This window comes from Roseofilum sp. (assembly GCF_982964205.1).
On record NZ_CEZBFX010000143.1, the window covers coordinates 1 to 11,515 of the forward strand.

The window sequence follows — 11,515 nt, forward strand, 5'->3', positions numbered from 1 at the left end:
GTTCTTTAGCTTTTCCATTATTCAGATAACTTAACTGAGGCTTCCCTGGGCGTTTTGGCTCTACATTTCCCTCCGTTTTTTGTTGCTTTACTAATTTTTGTACTAGGCTTTTACTTACCGAAAACCTCTCTGCTACTTTTCTAATTGAGGAGTTTTCAATTAAATGAGCTTTGACTATTTTTTCTCGTAAATCTACTGAATATGCTTTCATTACCTCTTCATTCCTCTCTCATCTCTTCATTTTATATTGTACCTTATTACAGCGCGAAGTGCTGTATGAGTTTTACCACAATATACCGGCAGGGCATGACTACCCCACACTAGGCTTAACATGATCGCATTTCTTTCTTTCCATTGGATTCTATCTATTACTAAGAGGAGATACCCTTTGTGCAATACAGCGCTTCGCGCTGCTATGAGGTACATTGTTGATCATAGATGTGAGTTGTCATTGCGACCGCAGGGAAGCAATCGCCAAGATTGGGGGATTTTGCGATTGCTTCATTCCACTTGCGTGACCTTCGCAATGACTGATCTCAATGATACTGTACTCCGTTACAGCACAAAGCGCTGTAATCCTTTCTTCCTCTGACGGTTCTGATTTTTTTCTTTTTCTTCTCTTAATAATTCTTTGATCAGGGAAAACCACAATTTCTTTGCACTCAGAACTTCCAGGCAATGGGAACAATGCGATCGAGATTATCAGCAATGACGACTAATTCATCATAATCATCAGTGAGAGATTTTGTTGCTTCTTGAATAAACTGGTTTATTGTATCGCGAGTTGCTGGCGATGGAGCTTGCCCTATCTGTTTTCCATGACGTTCAAAATTTATCAATAACGCAAATTCTGCCCCAATTCCTGGATATATAACCCTGGATCTTCAGCCACCCAACCCACAGCCGATTTATAGCGCATTTCAAAATGGAGATGGGGAATGGAAAACTGGGGATTTCCAGTCGTTCCCACGGTTCCCAGTACATCTCCTTGGCGAATATTTTGACCGGGGGAAACTTGAATCGTTTGCAGATGAGCGTAACGGGTTTGTCGTCCTCCAGGATGGTTAATGACGACGAGTTGACCATAGGAAGCGCGATCGCCTGCATAAGCTACAATACCATCTCCGACTGCCGAAACGGGAGTACCAATGGGGGCACGGATATCTACACCACTACTAAATTCTCGTCTTGAGGTTTGTGAATTTAAATACCAACCATATCCTTTGAGCAAGGGCGCAACAGCCGGAAGGGGATAGGCCGAGAGCTGAGTGCGCATTTCCCTAGAAGGACGACCGGGAGACCAATTGACTCCTGGGACAAACACCATTTCTGGGTTCTGTTGACATCCATTTACCTCAAATAGGGCATCAGCAGGAACTCGGTATGCTTCGGCTACATCGCGCCAAGTTTTACCGACTGGAATCCGTACTAAAACCCCATCATAAGGAGGAATCACAATTTGAGTGCCAACGGGGGCTTGTCCGTTGCGTAAGGAACGATTGAGACCCATTAAAGTTGAGGGCATTAATTGATGATTTGCAGCAATTTGGCTTAAGCTTTCTCCCGGAGAAATCGTGTGATAAATAAAGCGATCTATGGCAGGTTCTTGGGGACAAAATTGTTCTGGATTCGGTCGTAAGGGAATAAAAGATGGCTCATCCATGGGGGTTTGAGCGAGACTCGCAGGAGTCAATATAACAGGTAAGATTAAAGACAGGCAAGGAATGAAGATCGCCCTCAATCCCTCTTGAGAAAGGGGATTTTCATTACTTCCCCAACGTAAGTACCACAAGCTATTCCCTCTTGCCTCTTGCTTTTTGCCGAGCGCGAAGCGCTGTAAGTGCCACATAATCAAGAATTCCTATTAATTCGCTTTCGCTTTCTTTTTGGCCTTTTGTTTCGCTTTTTGTTTCTCCCGTTTTGCGGCTGCTTTTTCTGCTTTCGCTTTAGCAATTTCTGCTAACTTCACCTTTTCTTTTTCTTCAGCGATTTTATCTAGATAATAATGGTAGTTCCCTAGATAGACGTGAAATTCACCATCGCGAATTTCCACAATTTTATTGGCCACTTTGGAGATAAAATAACGGTCGTGGGAGACAATAATAGCGGTGCCGTCATAATGTTGGAGGGATTCCTCTAACATTTCCTTAGCCGGAATATCCAAATGGTTGGTCGGTTCATCTAAAATTAATAAATTCGCCGGTTGTAATAACATTTTGGCTAGGGCTAACCGGGCTTTTTCTCCCCCACTCAGGGCTTCCACCTGTTTATAGACGGTATCCCCGCTAAATAAGAATCCCCCTAAAAGGGTACGTACTTCCTCATTTTTCCAATCGGGGACTTCATCATGAATGGTATCCATAACGGTTTTATCTAAATCTAAGGCTTCCGCTTGATTTTGTTCAAAATAACCTGGGATCACATTATGTTTCCCTAGGCTGACGCTACCTTCTATGGGTTGTTCCCAGCCCATCATTAATCTCAGGAGGGTGGATTTTCCGCAACCATTGGGTCCGAGAATGGCGATGCGATCGCCCCGTTCAATCCCCAGAGATGCCCCCAGGAAGAGGATTTTATCATCATACAAGTAGGTTAAATCCTTGATATTGACCACGTCGCGGCCACTACGGGGAGAGGGAGGGAAGCGGAAATGGAGCGTTTTTAGGTCGCTGATGGGGGCTTCGATGCGTTCTATTTTGTTGAGCTGTTTCTCGCGACTTTTGGCTTGGGTACTTCGGGTGGCACTGGCACGAAATCGTTCAATATAGGCTTGTTGTTTATCTAATTCCTTTTGCTGATTTTCGTAAGCACTCTGTTGGGCGGCTTTTTGCTCGGCTTTTTGTTCCAGATAGGCGGAATAATTGCCTAAATAGGTCGTAGACACTCCGCGCTCGGTTTCGATAATTTGCGTACAGAGGCGGTCTAGAAATTCCCGGTCATGGGAGACAATCACCATGGGAATCGTTGAACTTTTTAGATAGGTTTCTAACCATTCAATGGTTTCTAAATCTAAATGGTTTGTCGGTTCATCGAGCAACAGCATATCGGGAGATTGCAGCAAAATTTTACCCAATTGAATCCGCATTTGCCAGCCTCCAGAAAAGGCGCTGACGAGGCGATCGCCATCATCAGCCTCAAATCCCATCTCTGGTAACATCTTCTCAATTTGTGAGTCTAACCCATATCCATCCAATGCTTCAAAGTGCCGTTGCTGCTTATCGAGTTTATGGATAAGAATCTCTAGCTCCTCTGGAGTCGCCGTTTGCATCTGATGCTGAATCTCGGCGATCGCATGATGGACTGCATTAGCCTCATGAAATACCGTCCAAAACTCTTCTCGTACCGTATCCCCAGGATTAACATCAAATTCCTGGGTTAAATAGGCAATCTGCAAATTGGCGGGCCGGATCACCTCCCCAGAAGTCGGCTCAATTTTCCCGGCAATAATCTTGAGCTGTGTTGATTTTCCGGCACCATTGACCCCCACCAAACCCACGCGATCGCCAGGTTTCACTTCCCAATTGATATCATTGAGCACTTGGCCAGTCGAATAGATTTTGCTGATATGCTCTAATCGCAGCATCGAAACCTCCAAGGGCAGGGTAATAGTCAGGGTTCAGGGGAATGAGTCAATGGACTTCCGGTTTGACCTCAAAATTGCAGGAAATAACCGGGATCCATCACTAGGGGTTTATAATTCTTAACCATTATATCCGCTTCAGTCCCCTGCTGAAGGCCATCTCTTAAATCCAGTTTATTTAGGGAAAAACCCAGTTGTCCCTTGATTTCCAAGATAAGTGTGTGGTTGAACACCCAACCCGTGTAAACTGATCTAACTGAAACGGGAATTAAGGGTCTCAAGCTTTTAGGCCGTTCTATCATCATCCGTTCTGACTATTATCTTCAACCCTAGCTATGGCGACATCCTCTAACTCAACTTCCTCCACCATGTCAAGCGCATCGAGCAACCCGTTACGCACGACCACTCAAATTGCTCTATATCTTAAAGACTCTCCCCAAAGTCAGGCGTTATCTACCTTCGTTGAAGTCAGTCGCATTCCCATGATGGGCGAATTTATTGAAATTGGAGGCAGGCTCTATCGCGTCTTTCTCGTTTGCCATCAACCTGACTCCCAAGAGGTTACTGCATCCGTAGGAGCAGTCAAAACCCCTTGGGAAGGTTGCCAAAGTTTAATTGAAACCCAAAATATATAGTGCCTGATGCTGGTAATGGGTAATCCGTAAACTGCTACAATCAGAGCTTCTAGAACTCTCAACGCTCAAACTCTCAATGAAGACAAACGGGTTAAAAACATGGATGAGTAATCTAGGGTTAGCAGCCGGAAGCTTACTCTTTGCCCTATTAATGGCTGAAGTTGGACTACGCATTGCCAATATTCCCCCTCAAGCAAAACCGGAACCCCAACCCCAAGCATCAAGCTCTCCAGAACCGACTCCCTCTCTTGTCGAACCCTCTCCCACTCCAGGGCCTTCACCTGCTCCAGCACAGGAGAATGTTTTGCCTTCCCAGAGAAATGCGCCCCCTAAACCTGCACCGGGAACCCCGCAACCGAACTTTTTCCAAACCGATAAGGATTTGGGATGGACGCATCAAGCGGGAGTGTCGGGATGGTGGACAGCCGAAGGAGAAGCTTATATTGAGATTAGCTCTGCTGGATTGCGCGATCGCGAACATCCGATCGAAAAACCCCCGAATACCTTCCGCATTGCCCTCTTGGGTGATTCCTTTTCCGAAGCGCTACAAGTCCCATTAGAACAAACCTATTGGTGGTTCATGCAACACGCCCTGGAAAATTGCCCAGCTTTCCAGGGAAAAACGGTAGATGTGATGAATTTTGGCGTAACCAACTATGGAACGGGACAACAGTTATTGCGTTTGCGTCGGGATGTGTGGCAGTACAACCCAGATATGATCCTTTTAGCTGTGTTTACAGGCAATGATGTCCCAGATAATTATAAACCTTTAGATGCTCGCAATCGTCCCTATTTTGTCTATAACAATCAGGGACAATTGGAGTTGGATCTGTCCTTCCGAAATCCCGATAAAACTCTACCCCCTTATAATTTATCGAGGGTGGATATGTTGCCAAATTGGTTAGTGAATCATTCTCGGATTTTACAGTTGGTGCGGAATGTGGAAAAAGATATGAAAAACCGCCGATTGGAAGCTTTGCGCCAGTATACCTATAATTACTTGTATCGGGAACCAGAGGATGAAACCTGGGGAACAGCTTGGCAAATCACGGAGGATTTAATCGAGTTGATGCATCAGGAGGTTAAAGAGAAGAGTGCAGAATTTATGGTGGTGACGTTAAGTAATGAGGCGCAAGTTAACCCCGATCCAGCCTTTCGTGATGGATTTGTCGCCAGTAATGGGATTATGGATTTATTTTATCCAGATAATCGGATTAAAGCGTTAGGCGATCGCCTGAATTTTCCAGTTGTGAATTTAGCGCCAACGTTGCAAACCTACGCCCAAGAGAATCAGGTGTGCTTACATGGATTTGCTAATGCGGTAGAATGTGGGGGACATTGGAACGATCGCGGTCATGCGATCGCCGCTCAAGTGTTAACTCCCCAAGTGTGCCAATACCTCAGTGCAACCCTCGGAAAACAGGAAAACTGAATGCTCGGCGATCGCACTACTGCTTTTAATGATAACTGGGGCTATTTAAAAACCGAGTTTAACTGGCTCGATCGTATTCTCCGTTTGGCAGTTGCTAAACGACAACGGGAAAGGAAAGCCATCGATCGGGTGTCCAAAACCCCAGGAGATCGCGCTAGTAGTGATTGGTGGAAAGGGCTAGTTACCCTAGACGGAACAGTGGGACGAGATGAGATTGACAAACTAGAGGTTTTTGCCCATAAATCTGAGAGTTTAAACTATCAGCAACAATTAGAAGAAAAAATTCAGGCTAGTCAAGAGCAAGGAATTTTATTAGGGTTGCCGATGCTCTGCGATCGCGCTGCTTTAAGCCTATTTGAAAAACACCTGGTGTTAGCTAGTTTAGCACCAGAGGTTAATCATCGCTATTCCCGTCTCTATCAGTATTTGCAAGAGGATCGGCACAGTGGTTTACCCACAGTCGATCTGATTTTACGCTTATTTTGTCGAGGGGATAATCAATGGAGAGAGGCAAGAAGTTTGCTGACTTCTACCTCAATTTTAACTCAATTGGGTTTAGTACAATTTTTGCCCCTTGACTCAGAAATTTTTCTCAATCATAGGGTGAAGCTTACTCCAAAGTTAATTAATTATTTGTTAGCCGATCGCCCAGATGAGTTGAGTTTAGACGATTTATTACACTCCACAAGAGAAGCACTGAAGATTAAATCCTATACTCCGAAAAAATCTTGGTCAGAGTTGATTGTGGCTTTGGATTTGCAGGAGACTCTTAAGTATATGGCTTACCGATATCGAGATCGTCAGGGGATGGAAATCGGGGGAATTCATCCAGGGCAAATTATGGTTTTCTCTGGAATTTATGGAACCGGTAAAACGACAGCAACAGAAGCGATCGCTACTGAGGTCAACCAGAATATTACTGAAGTCGATCTTCAGCTTTTGCCCGATCTGATAACTGGATTATCCGATCTTAAGGCACTCAAGGCTCCCATTTTGCTGATTAAATCGGCTCATTTGTGGTTAAAAAGATGTAATCAAACACCAGTCTATCGATTTTTGCGCGATCGCCAGCAACACCAAAGCCTCACCATTTTAACCCTCGATCCTGCCTATCAAGGGTCTGTGGTGCTGCAAAAATGGCTCAGAGAAGGGATTGTGGAGCAGATTTTAGTGTTTCCTCTTCCTCAAGTAGGCGATCGCCTCAAGCTCTGGAAACAAGCCTTTTCTGCCCCTATTCGCGTCAGTCCATCCTTAGACTGGGAAGACGTAGCGCAGCGTTGGAAACTCACAGGGGGACAAATTCTGGCGATCGCCCATAAAGCCAGGATTTTCGCTACTCTTGAATCCCCAGAAACTTCCATCACCCAAGAACATTTACAACGCGCCTTTTCAAGCGTTCCCCTACTTCAAAACAAGAAATCCCGAAAATCCTAAACCATGACTTAACTTTCATTAGCAGAATTTAAAATAGTTATGTAAAGTTGCTGATTAATACGAAAGCCAGCTCGATCGATCAAATTATCCATGATTGGTTTAATAACTTCGATCAATCCTTCTTGCTTGGCAATTAACAAAACACCCAAAATACCAATAAATTCGAGATTAAATTCAGTAGAAACTTTCCTACCTGGATTTTCATCTATGATTAATAGATTAGCATTTAATTCAATAGCCAAGGCGATCGCCTCAGACTCTCCTCGATCTAACTCAGTTTGAAATTGACTAACCAGATCTTTATTTTTGACCGGTTCAGTTCTAATCCAAGATAGGGTTTGAACTTCAGCCATCCCTGGAACAGGATAACCTACATCGGTCATTTCCCGATCGACAGCTTCTGGAATAATAATTGTTCCATAGATTTGTTGTAATAAATTTAATTGTCCAATCGCCGCTAAACTTGTAATTGGTGATGTATCGCTGACGACAATCATAATTTACCCATTCGCTTTAAGGTTTCCATATCAGCCTCAAAATCTTCTACATCATAGTTGACACAAATTCCTCGACTAGATATTTCTCTCCTAAATTCTAGTAAGTTCATATCTGCAAGACGGCGAGCTTGTCCTGTACTCAGTTTCCTTTGTTGATAGAGTGAGATTGCCAATTCTACTTTAAGATCTGCTTCGGACAGTTGAGCAGAGTTCAGGATTTCGTCAGGGATGGTAATATTCATCTATCGCCTAATGCTCCTACCTTACCAAGAATGGTTTTCCTCTAGAGTACCATATTACTCATGGCTAGAGCTTACCCAATAGCCAAATCTATCTATTTATTTACGCTACAGATCGCGATCGTGGTAGAGACAAGGCAGGTCTTGATCTGTAGGGACGGGTTATACCCAAATCTTGTAGACTGACAACTATTTTTGTAAACCTGCCCTCTCCCCCACAATGTCTCTACAGTATGCAGAAAGTAGCAACCATTTAAGGATTTGATATTATGTTAAAATTTTCTGCTCAAATTGTTTCGGTAAGCACCATTATTTTGGCTCTTTTTTCCGTTGCTGGCTATCTGGGAAAACTCAACCTTCTAAAAAAATGAGTCTGAGTCATTGAGAAGCAGCAGGTGTCACTCCCGTCCCTAGGTTGACCTCTTGGAATAGATTTACTTCAGCTAAACCTAGATACTCAATCCCTTCTGGAGTGACAGAGAAGCGACAGGGAAGAATTTCGACTCCTTTGGCGATCGCCTGACGTAACAGTTCCCCATAGACGGGATCGGCGCACTCTCCAGGGGAAAACTGCTCACAGTCCGCGCGATTAATGAAATAGAGCATCACCGCTCTTGCTTTTGGAGGAAGTTCCATTAACTCCCGTAAATGCTTTTGACCGCGATCGGTTACCGTATCGGGAAACAAGGCGACCTCATTTTTAGCCCAAGTGGTATTTTTCACTTCTACATAAATCGGCGGATCTCCAGTCAGGAGAAAATCCACGCGACTGCGCCGATCTTTCCCATAAACGACCTCAGTTTTCAGGGTTTCATAGTCTTTTAATTGGGGAAAAATACGCTGCTCTAGAGCTAATTTAATGACTCGATTGGGTAAACTGGTATTTACCCCCACCCAAATCGGTTCAGGAGTTTGCAGTTGAATCATTTCCCAAGTGTAAGCCAACTTACGCTTGGGATTGTCATGATAGGAAACTTGTACCGGAGCGCCAATTTCACAAACATCAGTCATAGGTCCTGTATTGGGACAATGGGCCGTAATTAACTCCCCAGATTCCAACTCAATATCAGCTAAAAACCGTTTATAGCGACGTTTGAGGATACCTGGAAATAGGAGAGGATAGTGATATAAAAAAGATGACATTGTCTGGAATTAACTACATTTATCCATTGCGGCGATCGCGGTTATTTTTTTGAACATTACCGTTATATATTTTCGCAATAAGCTGACGAGAAGAATATCCCCAAATCCTCTTTTTGTCAATTTGAGCGACAATACTTGAGTAGAGAGGAGAGTCAACCGTACCCATGATGGAGAGTTTACCGCCTTAGCCGATCGCCAATCGCTCGCTAGAATGAACTCGTAATTATCATCATCGGGCAAAAGACTCACAACTCCATTACAATCGGGGTGAATCTGGTTGCCTATTCCCTATTCCCTAGTGCGTAGCGATCGTCTATATGAGGTTATCTAATCATGAGCGAAACTGATACACCGAAAGAATCTACCGTAGTAGAAGTGGAAGTTAGCCCTGAAACCCAAGCCATGGTGGAAGAAGATGAGGGTCTCAAAAATGCTACAGAAACCGTTAAAAATGAGACTATGGCGCTGATTGAAGCCATTAAAACCAGGGCCCAGTCAGAACTTCATAAAGCTGGAAACTATACCTTAGAAACCTATCTCAGTTCAGTCAAGAAAGCAAAAACCAGCCTAGAAGAAGAACATTTATTTGATCCCGATCGGATTGAAAATTCCCTCAAACTTCTACAAAAAGATGCAGAGAAAAATTGGGACAATATTGTCAAGCAAGCCCAAGAATTTGGCGATCGCCTCTCCGAAGCCGCTAAGGCAGCTTGGGAAATTTTAACTGCTCCCCGCAGTCAAAGCGACGCTGAATCCAAAGATCCTAAATAACATACTCCTAGCTCAGAGCATCTGAAAGATAACCTGCCGTGGCTTCCACCACGGCGATCGCATTTTCATACATCATCCGCGTTGGTCCCAAAACCCCCACACTCCCCACAGGAAGGGAACCGCGAAAATAGGAAGAAGTCACCAGAGCGCAACTTTGCATCGGTTCCAAAGGATTTTCTGAGCCGATCCAAACCTGCACCCGACTACCCTTTTTTTCCCGATCGGGAACTTGAACAATGAGTGGCAGTAATTGAGTGGGTTCTTCTTCGAGCAAATGAATTAAAGCTTGCACCTGATGCAGTTGGGAAAACTCTGGTTGTCGTAATAATTCTGCAACTCCACTCATCCAAATATCTGTATAAACAGAGGTTGCATGGTGCTGTTGAAACTGGTTCAAAACCTGGGTAAGCTGTTCTCCATAACGCTCAAATTCACTATCTAACTCTGTCCAATCTAGATGCTCCAGCTCTGTGAGTAACCGTCCTTTCAAATTATGGTTTAGAAAATTGGAGAGAACTTGCAATTCCCTGGCTACTTGTTCTAGGGTTTGGCTTCCTTCTTCTCCTGTCTTGGGTAAATCAATAAAAGTGGAATGGGTTTGGTACGTATCGGTAACCAAAATTAGCATAGCGCGATAATGCTCCGCATCACTGGCGCGATCGCTATCCACCGCCACTAATTGCAAATGATGCAACCGAGCATTCTGCGCTTGGGGCATAGTAATCAGAGTAATATAACCGCTTAAACTCGATAAAATTTGGGCGGCTGATTTAAAGAGGGCTTCTAAACTCCATTGCCAATTGAGCTTTTCTTGTAGCAAGCTTTCCACCTGTTTCCCCGTCTTCATATTCGGGGTCATCAAATGGTCTACATACCAGCGATAGCCCGAATCAGAAGGCACTCGCCCGGCTGAAGTATGGGGTTGATAGAGTAGTCCCGATTTATCTAAATAACTTAAACAAGAGCGAATGGTAGCCGTGCTTACAGAAAAATTATATTCTTCAACCAAAGCTTTTGAACCTACGGGTTCGGCTGTGGCAACATAATGATTGACTGTTGCTTGTAAGACGCGTTTATGGCGATCGCTCAGTTTAAATTCTAAGTGCATTTGAGTTTATATCAGAAATATTATGGAATCGATAACCGGTGTGTACTGAAAATAACCAGAACGCTCATCGGTGGGAATTTTGATCTATAAGTCATAAGATAGCAAGAAATCGTGGTGATAGGGTAAAGGAGCGCCCGATGCCAAAGCATCAAGAATAACCGAGAAATCGACCCTCGGACGAAACCCTAGTTGCTTTTCTAATTTGGAAGCGTCATAAACGCGATCGATACAGCGCTTTGCGCTGTGATGGGGGGATAGGGGGAGCAAACAACAGACTTGGTAGAAGCTCTGAGCTGTTCTAGATATTGTTAAAAACCGTCATTAATGTACCTCATAGCAGAGGAAACTGCTGTAATACTGGAAGAGTCCAACCCTTTTCGTCATACAATTTTTTCGCATTTGGAAAATATGGAATCAAAGTCCAGGTTATCGGGGTTAGAAAAGCCCATACGGAATTTGCGCTTGAAGACGGAGATCTCCCCATCCTATTCGATTTTTTCAAATCCCCCTTGGGTGCGATCGCGATGGGGTAGAGGAATCATCCCTCCATGATACTCGCTCGGTAGGTCAGGATTCACCCGAGTATCAGCTTTTAGGGCAATCCAAGATCCAGTTCCATCACCATTAAATTTAGCTGCATAGAGCATTCCATCACTGAGCAGGCGCGAGTTGGATT

At 44.1% G+C, this 11,515-nt stretch carries 13 protein-coding genes and 1 pseudogene; 4 read left to right on the forward strand and 10 right to left on the reverse strand.

The genetic code is table 11. The features are described 5' to 3' along the window. The 4 genes and pseudogenes from AC3A14_RS22160 to abc-f all read right to left on the reverse strand — a co-directional run. Positions 1-211: pseudogene (locus tag AC3A14_RS22160) on the reverse strand (IS630 family transposase); the annotation flags it as partial. 451 nt (positions 212-662) lie between these two features. Beyond that, positions 663-839, reverse strand: coding sequence for a hypothetical protein (locus AC3A14_RS22165; protein WP_318735385.1), 177 nt, complete (start codon positions 837-839; stop codon positions 663-665). Next, positions 836-1,849 carry a M23 family metallopeptidase gene (locus tag AC3A14_RS22170; RefSeq protein ID WP_318735382.1) on the reverse strand — a complete coding sequence of 338 codons (1,014 nt, stop codon included), beginning with the start codon at positions 1,847-1,849 and terminating at the stop codon, positions 836-838. The genes AC3A14_RS22165 and AC3A14_RS22170 overlap by 4 nt, the downstream gene beginning before the upstream one ends. 15 nt (positions 1,850-1,864) lie before the next feature. Continuing rightward, the gene (gene abc-f / locus AC3A14_RS22175) at positions 1,865-3,583 is read right to left on the reverse strand and encodes a ribosomal protection-like ABC-F family protein (RefSeq protein ID WP_318735380.1); all 1,719 of its coding nucleotides are present in this window, start codon (positions 3,581-3,583) and stop codon (positions 1,865-1,867) included. 332 nt (positions 3,584-3,915) lie between these two features. Here abc-f and AC3A14_RS22180 point away from each other — a divergent pair, with 332 nt between their 5' ends. The 3 genes from AC3A14_RS22180 (at position 3,916) to AC3A14_RS22190 (ending at position 7,081) form a co-directional block, all read left to right on the forward strand. Then, complete coding sequence (locus AC3A14_RS22180) at positions 3,916-4,215, forward strand: hypothetical protein (RefSeq protein WP_318735378.1); 300 nt, start codon at positions 3,916-3,918, stop codon at positions 4,213-4,215. Positions 4,216-4,318: 103 nt separating this feature from the next. Next, positions 4,319-5,647, forward strand: a complete 1,329-nt coding sequence (locus AC3A14_RS22185; RefSeq protein WP_318735375.1) for a hypothetical protein — start codon at positions 4,319-4,321, stop codon at positions 5,645-5,647. Beyond that, on the forward strand, positions 5,648-7,081 hold the full coding sequence (locus AC3A14_RS22190; RefSeq protein WP_318735372.1) for an ATP-binding protein: 1,434 nt from the start codon (positions 5,648-5,650) through the stop codon (positions 7,079-7,081). Positions 7,082-7,089: 8 nt separating this feature from the next. On the opposite strand, the gene AC3A14_RS22195 is transcribed toward AC3A14_RS22190, so the two are convergent. From AC3A14_RS22195 to AC3A14_RS22210, 4 genes are all read right to left on the reverse strand, one after another. After that, positions 7,090-7,578, reverse strand: a complete 489-nt coding sequence (locus tag AC3A14_RS22195) for a PIN domain-containing protein (RefSeq protein ID WP_318735370.1) — start codon at positions 7,576-7,578, stop codon at positions 7,090-7,092. Beyond that, the gene (locus tag AC3A14_RS22200; RefSeq protein WP_318735367.1) at positions 7,575-7,820 is read right to left on the reverse strand and encodes a UPF0175 family protein; all 246 of its coding nucleotides are present in this window, start codon (positions 7,818-7,820) and stop codon (positions 7,575-7,577) included. The genes AC3A14_RS22195 and AC3A14_RS22200 overlap by 4 nt, the downstream gene beginning before the upstream one ends. 375 nt (positions 7,821-8,195) lie before the next feature. Next, positions 8,196-8,960, reverse strand: coding sequence for a DNA/RNA nuclease SfsA (sfsA, locus tag AC3A14_RS22205; protein WP_318735365.1), 765 nt, complete (start codon positions 8,958-8,960; stop codon positions 8,196-8,198). Positions 8,961-8,979: 19 nt separating this feature from the next. Next, positions 8,980-9,126: a hypothetical protein gene (locus AC3A14_RS22210; RefSeq protein ID WP_318735363.1), complete on the reverse strand. Its 147-nt coding sequence runs from the start codon at positions 9,124-9,126 to the stop codon at positions 8,980-8,982. 167 nt (positions 9,127-9,293) lie between these two features. Between AC3A14_RS22210 and AC3A14_RS22215 the strand changes: the two genes are divergently transcribed. After that, positions 9,294-9,731: a hypothetical protein gene (locus AC3A14_RS22215; RefSeq protein ID WP_318735360.1), complete on the forward strand. Its 438-nt coding sequence runs from the start codon at positions 9,294-9,296 to the stop codon at positions 9,729-9,731. 7 nt (positions 9,732-9,738) lie between these two features. Here the strand turns inward: AC3A14_RS22215 and hrcA are convergent, their stop codons facing one another. Both hrcA and AC3A14_RS22225 read right to left on the reverse strand, forming a co-directional pair. Further along, entirely contained in the window at positions 9,739-10,839 is a 1,101-nt protein-coding gene (gene hrcA, locus AC3A14_RS22220; RefSeq protein ID WP_318735357.1) for a heat-inducible transcriptional repressor HrcA, read from the reverse strand. A gap of 485 nt (positions 10,840-11,324) precedes the next feature. After that, positions 11,325-11,515 (reverse strand): hypothetical protein (locus AC3A14_RS22225; RefSeq protein ID WP_487779166.1); only part of this gene is annotated, 191 nt, incomplete at its 5' end.

What these genes read in the sequence shown, in the direction of transcription:
- abc-f (WP_318735380.1), bottom strand. Translation starts at nt 3,583, where the DNA reads ATGCTGCGATTAGAGCATATCAGCAAAATCTATTCGACTGGCCAAGTG.
- AC3A14_RS22215 (WP_318735360.1), top strand. Translation starts at nt 9,294, where the DNA reads ATGAGCGAAACTGATACACCGAAAGAATCTACCGTAGTAGAAGTGGAA.
- AC3A14_RS22190 (WP_318735372.1), top strand. Translation starts at nt 5,648, where the DNA reads ATGCTCGGCGATCGCACTACTGCTTTTAATGATAACTGGGGCTATTTA.
- sfsA (WP_318735365.1), bottom strand. Translation starts at nt 8,960, where the DNA reads ATGTCATCTTTTTTATATCACTATCCTCTCCTATTTCCAGGTATCCTC.
- AC3A14_RS22185 (WP_318735375.1), top strand. Translation starts at nt 4,319, where the DNA reads ATGAGTAATCTAGGGTTAGCAGCCGGAAGCTTACTCTTTGCCCTATTA.
- AC3A14_RS22210 (WP_318735363.1), bottom strand. Translation starts at nt 9,126, where the DNA reads ATGGGTACGGTTGACTCTCCTCTCTACTCAAGTATTGTCGCTCAAATT.
- hrcA (WP_318735357.1), bottom strand. Translation starts at nt 10,839, where the DNA reads ATGCACTTAGAATTTAAACTGAGCGATCGCCATAAACGCGTCTTACAA.
- AC3A14_RS22170 (WP_318735382.1), bottom strand. Translation starts at nt 1,849, where the DNA reads ATGTGGCACTTACAGCGCTTCGCGCTCGGCAAAAAGCAAGAGGCAAGA.
- AC3A14_RS22200 (WP_318735367.1), bottom strand. Translation starts at nt 7,820, where the DNA reads ATGAATATTACCATCCCTGACGAAATCCTGAACTCTGCTCAACTGTCC.
- AC3A14_RS22180 (WP_318735378.1), top strand. Translation starts at nt 3,916, where the DNA reads ATGGCGACATCCTCTAACTCAACTTCCTCCACCATGTCAAGCGCATCG.
- AC3A14_RS22195 (WP_318735370.1), bottom strand. Translation starts at nt 7,578, where the DNA reads ATGATTGTCGTCAGCGATACATCACCAATTACAAGTTTAGCGGCGATT.